This window comes from Sanguibacter sp. TS_SC_8 (genome assembly GCF_055361235.1).
The window spans coordinates 130,244-147,987 of record NZ_CM143955.1 but is presented as its reverse complement, the minus strand read 5'-3'; the positions used below and the strand labels follow the sequence as shown (position 1 = coordinate 147,987).

Annotated in this window: 18 protein-coding genes; 10 read left to right on the top strand and 8 right to left on the bottom strand. The window is 72.5% G+C overall.

Going from position 1 to position 17,744, the window contains the following annotated elements:
- Positions 1 to 2: 2 nt before the first annotated feature.
- Positions 3 to 1,025 carry a diguanylate cyclase domain-containing protein gene (locus tag ACWA15_RS00630; RefSeq protein WP_464057282.1) on the bottom strand — a complete coding sequence of 341 codons (1,023 nt, stop codon included), beginning with the start codon at positions 1,023 to 1,025 and terminating at the stop codon, positions 3 to 5.
- A gap of 86 nt (positions 1,026 to 1,111) precedes the next feature.
- Entirely contained in the window at positions 1,112 to 2,209 is a 1,098-nt protein-coding gene (locus ACWA15_RS00625; RefSeq protein ID WP_464057281.1) for a VIT1/CCC1 transporter family protein, read from the bottom strand.
- A 145-nt stretch (positions 2,210 to 2,354) separates the two neighbouring features.
- On the opposite strand from ACWA15_RS00625, the gene ACWA15_RS00620 reads away from it, so the two are divergent.
- The 4 genes from ACWA15_RS00620 to ACWA15_RS00605 all read left to right on the top strand — a co-directional run bounded on the left by ACWA15_RS00620 (position 2,355) and on the right by ACWA15_RS00605 (position 5,423).
- A complete protein-coding gene (locus tag ACWA15_RS00620; RefSeq protein ID WP_464057280.1) occupies positions 2,355 to 3,305 on the top strand; it encodes a M15 family metallopeptidase in 951 nt (316 codons plus the stop codon).
- Between the two features lie 84 nt (positions 3,306 to 3,389).
- Positions 3,390 to 3,992 (top strand): class I SAM-dependent methyltransferase, encoded by a 603-nt coding sequence (locus tag ACWA15_RS00615; protein ID WP_464057279.1) that lies wholly within the window; start codon positions 3,390 to 3,392, stop codon positions 3,990 to 3,992.
- Between the two features lie 37 nt (positions 3,993 to 4,029).
- Positions 4,030 to 4,386, top strand: a complete 357-nt coding sequence (locus ACWA15_RS00610; RefSeq protein WP_464057278.1) for a nucleotide pyrophosphohydrolase — start codon at positions 4,030 to 4,032, stop codon at positions 4,384 to 4,386.
- Positions 4,386 to 5,423, top strand: a complete 1,038-nt coding sequence (locus ACWA15_RS00605; protein ID WP_464057277.1) for a DUF2804 domain-containing protein — start codon at positions 4,386 to 4,388, stop codon at positions 5,421 to 5,423. The genes ACWA15_RS00610 and ACWA15_RS00605 overlap by 1 nt, the downstream gene beginning before the upstream one ends.
- Before the next feature lie 42 nt (positions 5,424 to 5,465).
- On the opposite strand, the gene ACWA15_RS00600 is transcribed toward ACWA15_RS00605, so the two are convergent.
- Positions 5,466 to 6,449, bottom strand: coding sequence for a glutathione S-transferase family protein (locus ACWA15_RS00600; protein ID WP_464057276.1), 984 nt, complete (start codon positions 6,447 to 6,449; stop codon positions 5,466 to 5,468).
- Positions 6,450 to 6,605: 156 nt separating this feature from the next.
- Between ACWA15_RS00600 and ACWA15_RS00595 the strand changes: the two genes are divergently transcribed.
- Complete coding sequence (locus ACWA15_RS00595; RefSeq protein WP_464057275.1) at positions 6,606 to 7,097, top strand: DUF4234 domain-containing protein; 492 nt, start codon at positions 6,606 to 6,608, stop codon at positions 7,095 to 7,097.
- Positions 7,098 to 7,254: 157 nt separating this feature from the next.
- Positions 7,255 to 8,640 (top strand): multidrug effflux MFS transporter, encoded by a 1,386-nt coding sequence (locus ACWA15_RS00590; RefSeq protein ID WP_464057274.1) that lies wholly within the window; start codon positions 7,255 to 7,257, stop codon positions 8,638 to 8,640.
- Here ACWA15_RS00590 and ACWA15_RS00585 read toward each other — a convergent pair.
- The 3 genes from ACWA15_RS00585 to ACWA15_RS00575 are packed head-to-tail and all read right to left on the bottom strand — an operon-like array spanning position 8,545 to position 13,229.
- Positions 8,545 to 11,622 carry an AAA family ATPase gene (locus ACWA15_RS00585; protein ID WP_464057273.1) on the bottom strand — a complete coding sequence of 1,026 codons (3,078 nt, stop codon included), beginning with the start codon at positions 11,620 to 11,622 and terminating at the stop codon, positions 8,545 to 8,547. The two genes, ACWA15_RS00590 and ACWA15_RS00585, sit on opposite strands and share 96 nt — an antisense overlap.
- 14 nt (positions 11,623 to 11,636) lie before the next feature.
- Positions 11,637 to 12,827, bottom strand: a complete 1,191-nt coding sequence (locus ACWA15_RS00580; RefSeq protein WP_464057272.1) for an exonuclease SbcCD subunit D — start codon at positions 12,825 to 12,827, stop codon at positions 11,637 to 11,639.
- 30 nt (positions 12,828 to 12,857) lie between these two features.
- A complete protein-coding gene (locus ACWA15_RS00575; RefSeq protein ID WP_464057271.1) occupies positions 12,858 to 13,229 on the bottom strand; it encodes an STAS domain-containing protein in 372 nt (123 codons plus the stop codon).
- A 405-nt stretch (positions 13,230 to 13,634) separates the two neighbouring features.
- On the opposite strand from ACWA15_RS00575, the gene ACWA15_RS00570 reads away from it, so the two are divergent.
- Positions 13,635 to 14,099: a hypothetical protein gene (locus ACWA15_RS00570; protein WP_464057270.1), complete on the top strand. Its 465-nt coding sequence runs from the start codon at positions 13,635 to 13,637 to the stop codon at positions 14,097 to 14,099.
- Positions 14,100 to 14,249: 150 nt separating this feature from the next.
- On the opposite strand, the gene ACWA15_RS00565 is transcribed toward ACWA15_RS00570, so the two are convergent.
- On the bottom strand, positions 14,250 to 15,932 hold the full coding sequence (locus ACWA15_RS00565) for an ABC-F family ATP-binding cassette domain-containing protein (RefSeq protein ID WP_464057269.1): 1,683 nt from the start codon (positions 15,930 to 15,932) through the stop codon (positions 14,250 to 14,252).
- Positions 15,933 to 16,044: 112 nt separating this feature from the next.
- Here ACWA15_RS00565 and ACWA15_RS00560 point away from each other — a divergent pair, with 112 nt between their 5' ends.
- Positions 16,045 to 16,554 carry a hypothetical protein gene (locus tag ACWA15_RS00560; RefSeq protein WP_464057268.1) on the top strand — a complete coding sequence of 170 codons (510 nt, stop codon included), beginning with the start codon at positions 16,045 to 16,047 and terminating at the stop codon, positions 16,552 to 16,554.
- A gap of 21 nt (positions 16,555 to 16,575) precedes the next feature.
- Here the strand turns inward: ACWA15_RS00560 and ACWA15_RS00555 are convergent, their stop codons facing one another.
- Complete coding sequence (locus tag ACWA15_RS00555; protein ID WP_464057267.1) at positions 16,576 to 17,043, bottom strand: aminoacyl-tRNA deacylase; 468 nt, start codon at positions 17,041 to 17,043, stop codon at positions 16,576 to 16,578.
- 58 nt (positions 17,044 to 17,101) lie between these two features.
- On the opposite strand from ACWA15_RS00555, the gene ACWA15_RS00550 reads away from it, so the two are divergent.
- Positions 17,102 to 17,476, top strand: a complete 375-nt coding sequence (locus ACWA15_RS00550; RefSeq protein ID WP_464057266.1) for a DUF1304 domain-containing protein — start codon at positions 17,102 to 17,104, stop codon at positions 17,474 to 17,476.
- 46 nt (positions 17,477 to 17,522) lie between these two features.
- Positions 17,523 to 17,687: a hypothetical protein gene (locus ACWA15_RS00545; protein WP_464057265.1), complete on the top strand. Its 165-nt coding sequence runs from the start codon at positions 17,523 to 17,525 to the stop codon at positions 17,685 to 17,687.
- Positions 17,688 to 17,744 lie beyond the last annotated feature (57 nt).

Below are 17,744 nucleotides of genomic sequence, written 5' to 3'. Positions count from 1 at the left end.
CCTCACACCTGCAGCGAATCGCCCCGCACCTGACGCACCTCGCTGCGTACCTCGCTGCGCGTCTCACTGCGCGTCCCGCCGCTGCCGAGACGGGCGAGCGCGCGGGCGATCAACGCGTCCCCGGACGCCCCGCGGGGGGCCAGCGCGAAGCCGGTCCGGGCGCGGACGAGACCAGGGGGGACCACTGCGTCGTTGACGAGGCGGCGGAGGGCGGTCTCGGCGGCCGTGCGCAGGCGGTCGGCCAGCACCTGCGCCCGGGCGATCGCGTCGGGCAGCCCGTCCGCGGCGGTGATCGGCGCGGCCAGCGCCATCTGGGTGCCGCTCAGCCGGCCGAGCGCGGACCGTTCGACGTACTCCGCACGCAGCAGGTCCGCGACGCCGGCGAGCACCAGGTCCCCCGTCACCGAGCCGTGGGCCGCGTTCACAGCGGCGATGCCGTCGAGGGCGACGACCACCACGGCCACGTGCTGGCTGGGGTCGGGGTGCGCCGACGCCTGGGCCGCGAGCGCCGCGAGCCAGGCCTGGCGGTCCCGCATGCCGGTGAGGGCGTCGTGGTCGGCGCGGGCGCCCAGCTCGCCGGAGAGGTGCTCGACGAGGGAGGTCACCGTGACGCACCCCCACACCTGGGACCGGACGAGGAGATCGTCGTAGCGACGGCGCCGTGGCCGCGACATGGCCAGGCGCAGAGTGTCCGGCACGCTCACCCACGGGTCGACGAAGGTCGGGGTCCAGTCGGTCAGGTCGCTGACCGGCTTGCGGGAGAGCAGCGCCCTGCCGTAGCCGAGCTCCCCGGCCATGGCCGCCAGGCACCTCTCCCGGGTGATGAGGCCCACCCGGGTGTGGTCACCGACGTCGCGCACTCCGACGCTCTCGACCGTCTCGGGACGGAAGAGCTCCTCGAGGGATCGGCAGCTCAGGGTCGACGCGACCACCTCGATGGGCTGCGACACGTCGGAGACGACGGGGACGCGCGCGGTGCGGTCCCGGACAGCGCGGTTCGTCGCGAAGGTCTGCGAAGGGGGCATAGAGGTATCTTCGCTGGCGGTCGCGGCCCAGTTCACCGGGAGTTGGCGTAGTTCACCGGGTGTTGTCCCAGGTCATCAAGTGTTCATCAGGCGACGGTCGCACCGAAGGCCAGCCCGAGCAGGTAGGTGGCACCGGCTGCTCCGAACCCGATCCCCAGCTGGCGCAGCGCGCGTCTGACCGGAGAGGCCCCCGAGAGCACACCGACCGTCGCCCCGGTGACGCACAGCGCGACGCCGACCAGGACCGACCCGATGATGACGGCCGTGGGGCCGTCTGCACCGAAGAGGTACGGCAGCACCGGGACGAGCGCACCGGAGGCGAAGAAGCAGAAGCTCGACGCCGCGGCTCCCCACGCGGTGCCGAGCGCCTCGTGCTCGTCGTCGGCCCCGTCCGGGGCGATCACGGTCTGGGCGGAGTGCGTCGCGATCACGTCGTCGGCGTGCGCCTGTGCGTCGGCGGCGCTCTCGCCCCGGGCGCGGTAGACGAGGGCGAGCTCGTTGGCGTCGACGTCGAGGTGCGCGATCGCGGCCGAGGCGGCCGGGCTCGGGTTGGCAGCCTCGAGGAGCTCGCGCTGGGACCGGACGGACACGTACTCCCCGGCGCCCATGGACAGCGCCCCGGCGAGCAGGCCGGCGAGGCCGGTCAGCAGCACGGTGGCCTGGGACGCCCCCGAGGCCCCGATCCCGAGGATGAGTGCGAGGTTGGACACGAGCCCGTCGTTGGCTCCGAAGACCGCCGCGCGGAACGTCCCCGAGATCCGCATCCGTCCCCGGGTGGCCAGCCCGCGGACCACCTCGCCGTGGATGCGTTCGTCGGCGGCCATCCTCGCGGTCGCATCGGCGTCGACGTCGTAGGTCGACCGGGTCTCGGCCTGCTGGGCGAGCGCGAGGACGAAGACCCCCCCGAAGCGCCGGGCGAGCATCCCCAGCCCCCGGGTGCGCCAGTGGCCGCGGAGCGGGCGCCCCGCCTGCGGTCCCAGCAGCTCGACCCAGTGCGCCTCGTGGCGCCCCTCGGCCTCGGCGAGGGCGAGCAGGATCTCCCGCTCCTCTCCCGAACGACGGGATGCGAGGTCGCGGTAGACGGCGGCCTCGGCGCGCTCGTCGGCGAGGTTGTGGCGCCACCGGCGGATCTGGCGCGAGGTGGGCTCGTGAAGCTCAGGGGCGGCCTGCGGTGGCGTGGTCACGGCTCAAGTGTGGCAACTCCTGGCTCGATCGCAGTTCGGACGTCCGCACACCCCGGGCAGGGGTGACCCAAGTCAGGGGTTCGCCGTCGGGCGTGCGCGCCGTAGGGTGTGAGGACCCCCGACCGTCCGCTCCCGAGGAGATGACATGCCCCGTGCCATGAGGCTGCGCCTGTGCGCCCTGCTCGGGACGCTCACCCTCGTGGGCGCCCTCGCCACCACCAGCGCACTCGCCAGCACGCCCGAGATCGCCGCCCAGCGGGCCGAGGTCAGGGCCGACGTCGCAGACCACCGCGCCGCCCAGGACCTCGCGCTGCGCGCCGAGACCGCCGACCGCGTGGCGGCCCGCGGAGCCGCCGAGGCCGGCGTCGCCCAGCAGCTGACCGACCAGCTCGTGGCGGACCGTGCCGCGGCCGAGCAGGTGGCAGCAGACCTGGCCGCGGCCGAGCTGGCGGCGGCCACGCAGGCCGCCGCGGACCTCGCCGCCGCGGAACTGGCTGCTGCGGAGCAGGCCGCCGCGGACGCCGCCGCGCAGGCGGCCGACGACGCGGCAGACCGCGCCTCCCGGCCCGCCCCGGCCCCCGCGCCGTCGGCCACCACGCCACCGGCAGCCGTCCCGGCGTGCGTCAACGACTCCACCTACGCCGGTCCGCCGTTCTACACCTCCGCGCCGTCGGCGGAGGGCGATGGGTCCAACGGCAACCTCCCGGCCTCCGCGATGACCCGGATGACCTGGGGCTTCGACACGGTCGGCACGCCCCAGTACCTCACCCACCGGGCTGCGGCGTCCCTCGACAAGCTCAACGCCTCCTTCCGCGGGGCCTTCGGCGAGGACCTCCACCTGGACCTCACCTACCGCTCCTACTCCGAGCAGGTGAGGATCCGCGAGGTGCTGGGCACCATCGCCGCCACCCCGGGCACCTCGACCCACGGCACCGGCCGGGCCTTCGACCTGCAGGAGTGGTCGTGCTACGGGTTCGGCTCCGCGCGCTACCAGTGGCTCGTGAAGAACGGACCGACCTTCGGGTGGACCGCCCCGACCTGGGCGCGCCAGAAGGGCGCCAACCCCGAGTACTGGCACTTCGAATACACCGGCTGAGGCCGGGGAGGCCGGTCGAAGGTCCCGAGCACCCCGGTGTCCCCGACCTACAGTGAGATCACCCTCTCGACGAAAGGCCCCACCATGCGCACGCCGTCCCTCTGGGAGCAGAACGTAGAGCGCAACCCCAACCACTCGATCTGGTACCTCGAGCGGATGCGCGCGCTGGCAGCCGGAGGCAACGACCTGGCCGGTGAGGCCCGGATGATCGACGCGATGGTCCCGCGCGGATCCTGCGTGCTCGACGCCGGGTGCGGGCCGGGCCGGGTGGGTGCGGCCCTGGCAGCGCTCGGGCACACGGTCGTCGGCATCGACGTGGACCCGGTCCTCATCGAGGCCGCGGTCGAGGACCACGCGGGCGTCCGGTGGCTCGTGGGCGACCTGGCCGAGATGAACCTCGCCGACCACCACGTCACCGAGACCTTCGACGCCGTGGTCTGCGCCGGGAACGTCATGACCTTCCTCGCCCCGGGGACCCACGTCGCCGCCCTGGAGAACATGGCGCGCCACCTCGCGCCGTCGGGCCGGATCGTCATCGGCTTCGGCGCCGGGCGCGGCTACCTGACCAGCGCGTTCCTGGCCGACGTCGCCACCGCCGGGCTGAGCGTGGACGCCCTGTTCTCGACCTGGGACCTGCGCCCGCACCGTGAGGACTCCGACTTCCTCGTCGCGGTGCTCAGCGCCTGACCTCCCACGGTCGGACCCGGTTCAGTAGGGTCAGAGGATGACCGACCTCACGACCTTCGCCGCTGCCGTCCGCGCCTTCTCGACCGAGCGTGACTGGGGGCAGTTCCAGGACCCCAAGTCCCTCGTCCTGGCCCTGATGGGCGAGGTCGGTGAGGTCGCCGAGCTGTTGCAGTGGGTCCCCGCGGACCAGGCCGTCGCGGCCTTCGAGGCCCCTGAGCGCCGCGCGCGGATCGGCGACGAGCTCGCCGACGTGCTCATCTACCTCGTCCGCCTGGCGGACGTGCTCGGGGTGGACCTGGGCGCCGCCGGTGAGGCCAAGCTCGCCCGCAACCAGGAGCGGTTCCCCGTCGAAGGTCGCGCGAGCGTCGTCGGCGTCGCGCCGCACAAGGCCTGATGATGACCGGGTCGCCGAGCGCCGAGGCCTACGAGCTGGAGATCACCCGCCCGGTCGTGCTGTGCCGGCCCGACGGGCGTCTCGACCCGCTCGCCGTGGGCTGGTCCCGCACGCCGCTGCACCGCACGAACCTGCCCGGCGGCGCCGGGCGGGCGGGGGCGTGGGGACGGAACAAGCGCTGGGAGTACTGGGGCGTGATCACCCCGACCCACGTCGTCGGGCTGACCGTCTCGAGCCTGGACTACGCCGGGGTGCACCAGCTCTGGGTCCTCGACCGCACGACCGGGGAGGTCGTGGACCACTCGGTCATCGCCCCCTTCGCCGCCGGGACCCTGCTCCCGCACTCCCTGAGCACCGGCACCGTCTCCGCCCGGCTGCCCGGCTTCGCCGCGAACATCACCCCCGGTCCGGAGTCGGTCCGGTTGCGGGCCGCGACCGACCGGGTCCGTCTGGACCTCACCGTGGAGATGCCACCGGGCCAGGAGTCGATGTGCGTCGTCGTGCCGTGGAGCGCGCGGCGCTTCCAGTACACGGTCAAGGCCCCGGCGCTGCGGGTGAGCGGGCGCCTGCGGGTGGACGGGGTGGACGTCGAGGTCTCCGCGCAGGACAGCTGGGCGGTCCTGGACCACGGCCGGGGACGGTGGCCGTACTCGATGCTGTGGAACTGGGGCGCGGGGTCGGGGGTGGTGGACGGGCGGACCCTCGGCCTGACCATCGGCGGACAGTGGACCGTGGGGACCGGGTCCACCGAGAACGCGCTCGTCGTGGACGGCCGGGTGCACAAGCTCCACGACGAGCTGATGTGGAGCTACGACCGCACGGACTGGCTGGCACCGTGGCGGGTCACCGGGCCACGGGTGGACCTCACCTTCACCCCGTTCCACGAGCGGGTCGCGATCACCCGGCTCGTGGTGCTCGCGGGTGAGACGCACCAGTGCTTCGGGTACTGGTCGGGGCACGTGGTCGACGACGCCGGCGAGCCGGTGCGGGTGGACGGGCTGGTCGGGTGGGCCGAGGAGGCTCGGAACCGCTGGTGACGACGCCGCTCGGTGACGACGCCGCTGGTGATGACGCCGGGCTCAGGCGAGCGGGGTCGGCGGCGTCCCTGAGCCGAAGGGACGTCCGCCGAGCGTCTCGCGCCCGTGCGGCGTCGTCCAGCCCGCGAGGTCGGGGCCGGCCGGGATGATCCCGGACGGGTTGAGGTCGCGGTGCACGACGTAGTAGTGGGCCTTGATCTGGTCGAAGTCCACGGTCTCACCGAACCCGGGGGTCTGGAACAGGTCGCGGGCGTAGGCCCACAGGACCGGCATCTCGGTGAGCTTGGAGCGGTTGCACTTGAAGTGCCCGTGGTAGACCGCGTCGAAGCGGACCAGGGTGGTGAACAGGCGGACGTCGGCCTCGGTGATCGTCTCCCCCATGAGGAAGCGCTGGGCGGCGAGGCGGTCGCCGAGCCAGTCCAGCGCCGTCCAGAGCCGGTCGTAGGCGGCGTCGTACGCCTCCTGGGTACCGGCGAAACCGCAGCGGTACACGCCGTTGTTGACCTCGGTGTAGATCCGCCGCATGACGGGGGCCATCTCGGCACGCAGGTGCTCGGGGTAGAGGTCCGGGGCGCCCGCGCGGTGGAAGGCGGTCCACTCGGTCGAGAAGTCCAGGGTGATCTGGGCGTAGTCGTTGGTGACGACCTTGCCGGTGGTCACGTCGACGATCGCCGGGACCGTGATGCCCCGGGGATAGTCGGGGTCGTAGGCGAGGTAGGCCTGCTGGATCCGCTCGATGCCCAGCACCGGGTCGACGCCGCCCGGGTCGAGGTCGAAGGTCCAGCTGGACTTGTCGTGCGTGGGCCCGGGCATCCCCAGGGAGATCGCGTCCTCGAGCCCGAGCAGACGGCGGACGATGATCGTCCGGTTGGCCCAGGGGCACGCCTTGGCGGCGACGAGGCGGTAGCGGCCCGCCTCCGCGGGGAAGCCGTCCCGCCCGTCTGCGGTGATCCGCGTCTGGATGTAGTTGGTGTCGCGGGTGAACTCGGTACCAGGGACGGAGTAGACGCCTTGTTCGTTGCTCATTCAACCAGTCTGCCGCAGAGCACCGCTGCGCACCGACCACGGCCGGGTCGGTGCGGGGTCGGTGCGGGGTGAATCGGACACAACTCCCCATGGCGATCCGCGCAAAACGCGTGAACGGCTCTACCCAGGCGGTCCGCCGGACACTACTGTGAGCCCGTGACCACTCCAAACAACTTCACGCCGCCGCCCTCGGGCCCCGGCGCTGACCACGCATCCGCCGGCTACGGCGCGGACCCCGCCTCCGTCTACGGCGCCTACCCGGTCGCCACCGTCCCGCAGCCCGGCGCCTACCAGAACGGACCCTCCGGACTGACCCGGTCGCCGATCAGCGTCCTCCTGCTCTCGATCATCACCTTCGGGATCTACGGGATCGTCTGGTACTACAAGATCAACGTCGAGCTGAAGAACTTCAACTCCTCGATCCAGGTCAACCCGACGAACATGATCCTGCTCTGCATCTTCGTGCCGTACTTCATGATCTTCTCGATCTACTCCACGGGTCAGCGCATCCAGCAGGCCCAGGCCGCAGCCGGCCTCCCGACGGCCACGTCCCCCGGTATCGGTGTCCTCCTCGCCTTCGTCGTCAGCGGGCACACCTTCTACTACCAGGACGCCCTGAACTCGCTCTGGCAGTACCGCCAGGCCTGAGCCTGCGCCTCGACGGGCCGCGCAACCCACCTGGGTGCGCGGCCCGTTCGTGTCTACCGGCCATCTGCCCGGCCATCTGCCCTGGCACCTGCCCGGTCGCCGTTCCAGTCCGTGGACGCCCGGGAACATTACGGGCAGGCCGCGCCGTTGGCCGAGCATGACCACGACGCGTGAGACGACCCTGACGCCGATCACCGCCGGTTTTGTGCTGCTGCTCTCAGCACTGGTGGCCATCGGCCCGCTGACCATCGACCTCTACCTCGCGGCCTTCCCGCAGATCATCACGGACCTGGCCACGACCGAGCCCCGGGTCCAGCTCACGCTCACCGCGACGCTCGCCGGGCTGGCCCTGGGCCAGCTGCTCATCGGCTCCCTCTCCGACGCCGTCGGACGACGCCGGCCGCTGCTGGCCGCCATGGCGGCCTACGTCGTCGTCTCCGCCGCGATCGTCGCCGCGCACAGCATCGAGCTGCTCACCGCGCTCCGGTTCGTCCAAGGGCTGAGCGCCGCGGCCGGTATGGTCCTGTCGATCGCGATCGTGCGGGACAACTTCTCGGGCTTCCAGGTCGGCAAGGTCATCGCGCGGCTCATGCTCGTGGTGGGAGTGGCCCCGATCCTCGCCCCGACCATCGGCTCACAGCTGCTGCGCCTGGGGTCGTGGCGGCTGATGTTCGCCCTGCTCGCCGTGGTCGGAGCGATCCTGCTGGTGATCGCGTACTTCCGGCTGCAGGAGACGCTGCCGCGTGCGCGACGCCGCACGGGTGGGGCGGGCGCCGCGCTCCGCTCCTACGGTGAGCTGTTCCGCGACTGGCAGTTCCTCGGGCTGGCCCTGCTCAACGGGTTCTACCTGGCGGCCATGTTCGCCTACGTGTCCTCGTCCTCCTTCGTGTTCCAGGACGGCTTCGGTCTCTCCGAGCAGCAGTTCGGGCTGATCTTCGGGGCCGGTGCGATCGCCGTCACCGCCGGCAGCCAGGTGAACGGGTTCCTCATCGGTCGGGTGTCCCCCGAACGGATCCTCGTGGTCGCGATGGCTGCCGGGTTCGTGCTGTCGGGCGTGCTGTTCGCCACGACGCTGATCAGCGCGTCCAGCCCAGGATCGGGGATGTGGACGCTGGTGGTGCTGCTCGTCCTCACCCTCTCGACCGCCGGGTTCGTCATGCCCTCCGCCCCGGCGATCGCCCTGGAGCACAACGCGCACAGGGCCGGCTCGGCCGCCGCGCTGCTCGGTGCGCTCCAGTTCGGGATCGGCGCCGCGATCGCGCCGGTGACCGGGCTCATCGGGGGAGACCCGGCCACGACCATGACCGCGGTGATGTTCGCTGTCATCACCATCGCGGGCGTCCTTCTCGTCGCAGTGCGCAGCCGGGCGCCGCGCCCGACGACGGCGGCGGCCTCGTCCGCGCAGCCAGCGCCAGCTGCGGTGTCAGCTGCGGTGTCAGCTGCGGTGTCAGCCGGCGCGCACCGTGAGGGTGCTCGACCCGTCCGGGAGGCGACGGACGGAGATGCCGTCGGCGATGGTCTGCTTGAGCGCCTCGACGTGTGAGACCACCCCGACCACCCGGCCGCCGGCACGGAGCCGGCCGAGGATCGCCAGCACCGAGTCGAGCGTCTCGGGGTCGAGGGAGCCGAAGCCCTCGTCGACGAAGAGGGTCCCCAGGTCCACGCCGCCGGCCTCGGCCGTGACGACGTCGGCCATGCCCAGCGCGAGGCACAGCGACACGTAGAAGGTCTCGCCCCCGGACAGCGAGCTGGGCAGCCGCGGGACGCCGGTCTGGTGGTCGAGGACTCGCAGCGCAAGACCGACCTTCGTGTTGCCCTTGACCTCCTTGACGTCGGAGCGGACAAGCTCGTAGCGACCGTCCGACATCGTCGAGATCCGGGAGTTCGCCGCCGCGACGACGTCCTCGAAGCGGCGCATGAGCACAAACGTCGCCAGGGTGAGCCGGGTGGTGTTGTCCGGGGACGTGCCACCAGCCAGGTCCGCCATCCGCACGACCGGCTCGGTGGACACCTCGACGGCCTCCAGCTGAGCGCTCGTTCGCGTGATCACCGCCGCGTCCCGCCCCGCATCCTGGACCGTGCGCGCCGCCAGCGCCGAGGCGACCTGGGCCGCGTGGACGGCGGCCTCCGCCGCAGCCTCCTCGGCGCGGACCTCGTCGAGGTCGACGTCCACGGTCTCCGGGAGGGCGAGGATCCTGTCCTCGACCAGGCCCGACTCGACCCGGGCGCGGGCTGCCCGGTAGGCGGCCACGGCTTGCTCGTGCGCGGCGACCCGGTCCGGGGCCAGGACGGCCGCGCGGGCCGCCTCGACGGTCTCGAAACCGTTGGCCGCCAGGCTGCGGTCGAGCTCGTCGGAGCGCTGGCGGTGCGCCGACCGCGCCGCGACCGCCTTGTCCTGCGAGGCGAGCAGCGCGTCGACGGCACCGACCCGTGCCTTGAGGTCAGCGACGACGTCGGCGACGGTGCGGGCTCCGGCTGCACCGGAGATCTCCGTCTCGTCAGCGGTGATCCGCGCGCGGTCGTGGTCGAGGCGGACCCGGTCGGTCGCGGCCTGCTCCACGCGTCGGGCGTGGTCGGTGCGCAGCGCCGTGGTCTCCAGGTCGAAGACCTCGATCTCGCGGACGGCTACGGCGGCCTGGTCGTGGGCGGCCTCCGCAACCGCGACCGCGGCCTCCGTGGCCCCGAGCTCGGCGGTCGCCGCCGTGAGGTCGGTGCCCGCGGTGGACTCCTGGAGCGTGGCCAGCCGGTCCCCGCACCGCACGACGAGCTGCTCGGCGCCCGCCAGCGCAGCCTCACGCGCCTGCCGGGCGGCTTCCGCGGCGTCCACAGCCGCCTGGTCCACATGGTCGGCGCCGAGGCGAGCCGGCGCGGGGTGCTCGGCGGAGCCGCAGACCGGGCACGGGGTCCCTGCGCCGAGGTCGGCCGCGATCTCCCCGGCGATCCCCGCGATCCGAGCTCGGCGCACCTCCGCCTCGGCGTCGACCGCCTGCTGGGCGAGGACGCCCGCAACCGACCGGGCACCCTGGGCCGCGGTGTGCTCGGCCATGAGCACCTCCAGGCGGGTGAACCTCTCCACGAGCTCCCGGGCCGCCGCGCGCCGTGCGGTGCGCAACGGCAGGTCGGCCGCGAGCGCGCGAGCCCCGTCGCGGGTGGTCTCGAGCGCGAGACGGCCCGCGGGGCGGTCAGCGAGAGCGGTCTCCAGCCCCTCGACCACCTCGCGCTGCGTGGCCAGGGTGGCCGTCCCCGCGGCCAGATCGCTCCGCCGTCCCGCCAGTCCTGCCTCGACCGGGAGCAGCCGGTTGAGCAGGGCGATCTGTCCGGAGTCATGGTCCCGTCCCAGCCGCAGGCCCTCCCGGGCGTCCTGACGCGCCCGCTCGTGCGCGCCGGGTTCCGGTTCCGTGGCGGGGTCGGACCCGTCCTGGCCGGCGACGAGCGCGGCCGGGACGTCGAGGACCGATCTCGCCCGGTCGAGGTCGGTGCGCAGGGTCACCGTGGCCCCCTCCGCGCCGCTCCGGGCGATCGCCTCGGCCGTGATCGCGGGCTCGACCATGGCCCCACGACGGGCCGCCAGGAGCGCTGCCTCCTGGACGTCGATCTCGGGCGCCCGCTCGTCGAGGGCTCGGTGCTCGGCGAGCAGCGAGTCCCGGCGCCCCGCGTCGTCCGCGCGCTGCTTGGCGCTCTCGAGGGCCAGCCGCGCGGCGCTCAGCCGGGTCCGCGCCGCGCCGGCGACGACCGTCTGCTCCTGGGCCGCGGACGCCAGCCCGGCGACGTGCTCGTCGGCGAGCTTGGGCACGTCGTGGGCTGGGGCCGACCGCAGGATCTCTTCCTCCTGAGGGTCCAACGACGCACCGGTGATGAAGGTCTCCACCGCCGTCGTCGCCTGGGCCCGGGCCGCGGTGAGCTGGTGCTGGGCGCTCGCGCGCATGGCGGCGAGCTGGGTCTGGGCCTTCTCGTAGATCTCAGTGCCGAACACCTTCTGCAGCAGCCCGCGCCGGTCCTCGGGGTTGGCCCGCAAGAAGTTCGCGAACTCCCCCTGGGGCAGCACGATGGTCTGCACGAACTGGCTGCGGTCCAACCCGATGATCCTCGTCAGCTCGGCCCCGGCCTCGTCGAGGCGATTGGCGAGGAGGTCCCCGCTGTCCCCGGGATCCCCGAGGCCCGCCGCGAGCTCGTCGCCGGTGAGCCGCCAGAGCTTGATGCCGGCCTGCTGCTTGGTGGTTCCCTCACCCTTCTTCTTCCGGCGCATCCGCTCCGGCGTCCGGTACACCCGGAACACCCCGGCCCCGGTCTCGAAGGTGAGGTCGACGAAGGACTCGGTCTCGTCACCGGCGTAGGCGGAGCGCAACCGGTCGTCGCTCGCGGCCGCCGAGGCGACCCTGCCGTAGAGCGCGAAGACGACGGCGTCGATGAGCGTCGACTTCCCTGCACCGGTGGGCCCCTCGAGCAGGAAGATCCCGGAGTCGGCCAGGGCCGCGAAGTCGACCGTGTGCCGGCCCGCGAAGGGTCCGATCGCCTGCAGGGTCATGGAGTGGAGGTACATCATGCGCTCCGGTCGGTGGCGTTGGCGGTCTCGAAGGCGGTCCGCAGGACGTCGGCCTCGGCGGGGCTGGGCTCCACGCCGCTGACGTGGGCGATGAAGTCGGCGGCCACCGCGACCGGGTCGCTCGCGGCCGTGACCGAGAGGGTGAGCGACTCCCGTGGTCGGTCCCCGGCCGGGCGGTGCATCATGACGAGCGCGTGCGGGAAGCGTTCCTTGAGCCGGGCGTTCATCTCCGGGGGGCGCAGCAGGTCGGTGACGATCAGTCGGACCCAGTCCTCGTGGTGGCCCTCACCGGCCGCGCCGAGGAGCTCGTCGATCGTCCCGGTCACCTCCGCGAGGCGCCGAGGGACGGGTGCGACCACCAGCTCGGGCTCACCCGAGACCCCATCGGCGCCGAGGTCGACCAGCACGGTCGACTTGGCGTGACGCATCTCGGAGAAGGAGTAGGCGAGCGGGGATCCCGAGTAGCGGGCGACCGTCGGCCCCGGGCAGGCGACCCGCTGGGGACCGTGCAGGTGGCCCAGGGCGACGTAGTCGAGCCCCTGGAAGGTCCCGGCCGGCACCGAGTCGACGCCACCGACCCGGATGTCACGCTCGGACTCTGAGGCGTTCCCGCCGATGACGAAGGCGTGCGCCATGACGAGCGAGCGGACCCGCGCTGCCGGGTGGCCGGCCTGCTGGCGCACCAGGTCACCGCGCACGCGGCGCATGGCCGCCGCCATGACCGCCTCGTGCGAACGACCGAGCGGCTCTCCGCCGTCCTCGCGCAGGGCGGTGCGGGCCGCGTCGGGGTCGAGGTAGGGCAGGGCGTAGACCAGGACGGGACCACCGCCGGCCGGATCGGCCAGCGTGACCGGCCGCCCGACGTCGGCCACCCGCGTGCGCAGGTGCACGTCGTCGCGCAGGAGCTGGGCGGCGAAGCCCAGCCGGATCGCGGAGTCGTGGTTGCCCGGGGTCAGGACCACCTGGGCGTGCTCGGCGAGCCGGGCCAGCGTCTGGGACAGCAGGGTGACAGCCTCGACGGGCGGGATCGCGCGGTCATAGACGTCGCCCGAGACGACCACGGCGGCGACCTTCTCGGCCCGGACCACCTCGACCAGGTGGTCGAAGTACTCGGCCTGATGGCCGAGCAGGTCGACCCCGTGCAGCGTTCTGCCGAGGTGCCAGTCCGAGGTGTGCAAGATCCGCATGCCCAGACGGTATCTCGGACCACCGACAGCTCAGGTGGTCGTGGCCCCCGCGCCGAGGATCTCGCGCTCTGCGGTGCGCTGGACGGCGAACTGCCCGCCCATGCCCAGGACCTCGAGAAGCTCGAGGAGCTTGTGCGACGGGTTGCGCAGGTCCAGGCCGAGGCCGCTCTCGGCGCACAGCCGGTGCAGCTGGACGAGGAAGGCCAACCCGGAGGAGTCGATGAACGTGACGTCGGCGACGTCGGCGACGACGGGGTTGTCCTGGGTGACGACGAACACCATCGCCTCGCTGGCCTGGTCGCGCAGCGCGGCGTCGATCTCGCCGCGCAGCGTGACGAGGGTGGTCCCCTCGTCGTCGCGGGTCGTGATCGCGTATGCGTCGTCCGGTTCGCTGCTGGTCATGGTGTTCCTGTGGTCATGGTGTTCCTGCCTTGTCCTACGACGTCCTGCGACGTTCTACCAAGTCTGCGGAGTCCTGCGAGATCGAGCGACGGCGAGCGACGTGGTGCGCTGTCGGGCTGCACCTGTGGACCGACGAGGTGATCGACCTCGGTGTCGCTCTGCGCGTCGGTACGACCGTGCACGTGTGTCACACGACGCTAACGCTGCTGAGCCATGGACGCCAGACGGATGACCATACAGTCACAATTCCCCCCCATGGACTTCGCGGCACGGGCAGTGCCCCTCCCGCGCGCGGTGCGGTGCTGGTGGGGTTCCACCCGGTCGAGAATGAGGAGATCCCCGACGCGCGGGTGAATCTTCGGTGGAATCCAGGTTCTTCCCAGGATCTCGTTGCAGAATCGTTACATGACGTCAAAGACGACTCGACTAGCGACAGCGAGCCTCCTCGCGATCACGCTTCCCCTGGCGAGCGGCTCGATCGCCTTCGCCGACACGGCTGCCCGCCAGCACACCCTCGTGCAGGTGCGCACCCAGACGGATGTCGTCTCCCGGGACATCACGCTCGCAGCCACCCACACCTCCGCGCTGCCCGAGGCCCTGCGCGCACAGACCCGCGACGCGATCGCCTCCACGCAGGCGGCCACGGCCACAGCGAAGCGCGCCCTGCGCGCCGTCGACGAGGCGGACTCCTTCACCCTGTGGTCCGCCGAGGACAGCCTCAACGACGCCCGCACCGCGCTCGACGCCGCCTCGGCCGAGCTGCGCCACGTGACCGCGACCGTCGAGGGCATCGACGCCGGGGTCTCGGCGGCCCTGCACGCCCTCCAGCACGACCTCGACATCCTCCGCGGCACCGCCGCCGACGCCTGAGCCCCAGCCTCCATCCACACCCCCACCCCGCTGAGTGCGGCCGAACGGCTGCCTCGCGGGCGATATGTCCAGCCATCCGCCCGCACTCAGCGGGGGCGGTGGGGGGCGGCGCGGGGCGGCGGTGGTCAGTGCGGGGCGGCGCGGGGGGCGTCAGCGGGTGGGGAGGGCGAGGGTCTTGCCCCTCCAGCGGCGCCGGAGCCAGCGGTCGTGGGAGGCCACGACGATCGTCCCGAGGGCCACGCCGATCGCCTCGCCGAGCTCGTCGGCCAGGGTGAGCGAGATGTGGTTGGTCGGCTCGTCGAGCAGCAGCACCTCGGGCGCCTGGGCCACGAGCATCCCGAGCACGACCCGCCGCCGCTGCCCCACGCTCAGCTCCCGCAGCGGCCGGCCGAGGTCCGCGGGACCCACCAGGCCGAAGCCCGCCAGCTGGTCACCGGCCCCGATGAGGTCGAAGAGCTCGCGCGGCGACCGGACGTCGTCCTGGAGGTAGACGTCCTGCTCGAGCATCCCGACCTGGACGCCCTCACCCCAGGTCACCGAGCCTCGCGCCGGGACGACGTCCTTGGACATGACCTGCAGCAAGGTCGATTTGCCCGACCCGTTCGCCCCGGTGATCAGCAGCTTCGTCCCGGCCTTGAGCTTGAGGGTGGTCGTCTCCAGGCGCCCGGGCACGACGACGTCGCGCAGGGACAGCACCACCCCGGCGCCGCCCGCGGCGGCCAGCCCGTAGGACGAGGCCCGGAACGCGAGCGGTCGCGGGGGCCGGCGGACCTGCGCCTCTTCCAGGGCGTCCAGGCGCTGCTGGGCGTTGCGTACCCGGCGCGAGACCTGACCCTCCACCCGGTCGCCGCGGCGACCGTAGGCCATCTTGTTGTGGTCCTTGCTCTCGCGCCCGTGGGAGACGTTGCGAGCCGTGGTCGCGACAGAGTCCTTGAGCTCGACGAGCTCGGCCTGCTCGGCCTCGTACCGGCGCTCCCACGCGACCCGCTCCGCCTTCTTCGCGGCGCGGTAGTCGGCGTACGTCCCCGCATAGAGCGTCCCCGACAAGCCCGACGGCGTGGGGTCCAGGTCGAGGATGTCCGTGCACACTTCGTCGAGGAACACCCGGTCGTGGCTGGCCAGGACGACGACGCCGGGCATCGCCCGGACCGCCGCGGCGAGGAAGGTCGCGGCCTCGTCGTCGAGGTGGTTGGTGGGCTCGTCGAGCAGCAGTGCCCCGGGCTGGCGCACGAGCAGCGCCGCCAGGTGCAGCCGGGTCCGTTCCCCCCCGGACATCTCGTCGACCGTGCGGCCCATGACATGCTCGATCCCCAGGCCGGCCAGGGTCACCTCGGCGCGCCGGTCCGCGTCCCAGACCTGCGCAACCTCGGCCCGCTGCAGCGCCCGTTCGTAGGCCGAGTCGGCCTCGGCGAGATCCTCGGCAGAGGCCCCGGACGCCCCGAGCGCGTCGGCGGCGCGCTGCACGTCGGCCTCGAGGGCACGCACCTGGGCGAGGGCGTCGGCGATCACCTCAGCGACGGGGGTAGAGGGCGGGAACGGCATCTCCTGGTGGAGGAACCCGAGATCCTCGGGGCGCGAGATCCGCCCCGCGTCGGCCTCCTCGAGGCCGGCGAGCAGGCGCAGCAGCGTCGACTTCCCGACGCCGTTCTCCCCGACCAGGCCCATCCGGTGCCCGGGCGCGACCACGAGGTCGAGGCCGCTGAGGACCTTCTGGGCGCCGTAGAACTTGGTCAGCCCCTCCGCGGTCAGCGGACGCAGGGCCGGGGCGACCGGTGCGTCGGACTCGGGAGAGCCGGGACGCGGGGCGGGGACGACGGGGTTGAGCTGGGTCATGCGGACCATTGTCGTGCACCGCAGGCGGCTCTCGCGAGATGTTTGCGTCATCTTCACGCCGCGCTCGCCCAGCATGGGTGCTGTCCGGGAACGGTTCCGCCAGACTGGAGGCATGATCCGCTTCCGTCGCGACGACACCCCGCCCACCCGACGTGCACGCCTGTCCGTCAGAGCCGCCGGCGCCGCCGTCGTGCTCGGTGCGCTGACCCTGTCGGCGTGCTCAGACCTGCCCGAGGTCTCGATCTCGACCGAGCAGCTCAAGCAGCTGGCGACGGACGCGAAGTCCCAGGTCCAGACGATCGCCGCCGACGCCCAGGCACTCGGCGACCATCTCGGCACGCTGCCCGCGACGCTTCAGGACAAGGCGACCGAGGCGGCCGCCGCCGCGAAGTCCGCCGCCGCGGACGCCCAGTCGGCGCTCGAGGACGCGGAGCAGAAGCGTTCGGACGCCGACCAGAAGCTGGCCGCCGCCAAGACGGCGCTCGCCGACGCGTCGACGAAGCTTGAGGACCTCACCACCTCTGCCGGTGACGCCGTGGCCCCCGAGGTGCAGTCCGCGATCGACGCGCTGACCACGCAGATCGACGCGCTCAAGAAGTCGGTCGACGAAGCGTCCTCCTGATCCCCCGGGGGACGGGGCGGTTCACCCCGCGGTCTCGGTGACGTCCGCCACCTGCGCGCCCGTCACCCGGACGAGCTCGGTGCCGTCGACCGTGGCGCCCACCCCGTGCGCGCCGGCGCCGATCGACACCGCCCGTCCCAGGACCCGTTCGTCGGCGATCACCGGCCAGGGGCGCAGCGACCCGAAGGGCGTGATCGTCCCGCGCGCGTAGCCGGTGACCTCCTGGGCGACTGCGGCGTCGGGCATGGACAGGCGCTGCACGCCGAGCAGGCCGCGCAGCTTGGGCCAGGAGATCGTCCGGTCGCCGGGGACCAGCACGAAGAGGTAGTCGTCGGCACCGCGGCGCACGACGAGCGTCTTGACGATGCCCGCGGGGTCGACCCCGCGGGCCGCAGCGGCCTCGGCGAGGGAGGACACCGGCCCGTGACGGTGGATCGTGTACTCGATCCCGGCGGCGTCCAGGGCCGCGGTGGCACGCGCTTCGCTCATCGGACCAGCCTAGCGAGGGATGGGCGACCAGGGGAGAATGGGACCTGGAGGTGGTGCCATGAATACCGTCGCCGTCATCTTCGCCCTCGGGGCCGGGCTGCTCCACGTCGCGGTGGGGCTCATGGAGTCGTTCTTCTTCGACCAGCGAGGGGTCCAGCGTTTCCTGCTCAAGAAGGACGCCTCCCCGCCGGAGGTGAGCCTCTGGGCGTTCTCTGTGGGCTTCTACAACATGTTCCTGGGGGCCGGGGCGATCCTCGGGGTGGTGCTCGCCGGGTCGGGCGACGAGGAGGTCGGGCGGGCCCTGGTCCTGTACGCCTGCTCGTTCATGTCGCTGTGCGGGATCGTCCTGTGGGTCAGCGACCACCGGCTGTGGGGCGGGGCAGTGAGCCAGTTCACGATCCCACTGGTCGCCGTCGTCGCCACGCTCGTGTGACGACGCTGATACCGTGGGCGCAGTCTTTGATACCGGAGGAACACCCATGCGTTTCATCTTCACCCTCGCGATGATCGCGCTGTTCGCGCTCGGCCTGTACGGCATGGCCATCGCCTTCGACTACCCCGGCTCCGAGGCCTACATCTTCAGTGGCGGGCTCCTCGCCGCGATCCTCGCCTTCGCGATCCCGTTGCAGTTCACGAAGGACTAGGTCCTTCGTTCCCCCACCCGGCCGGCCGTGAAATGACTTGCGGCCGCTGGGAGAATA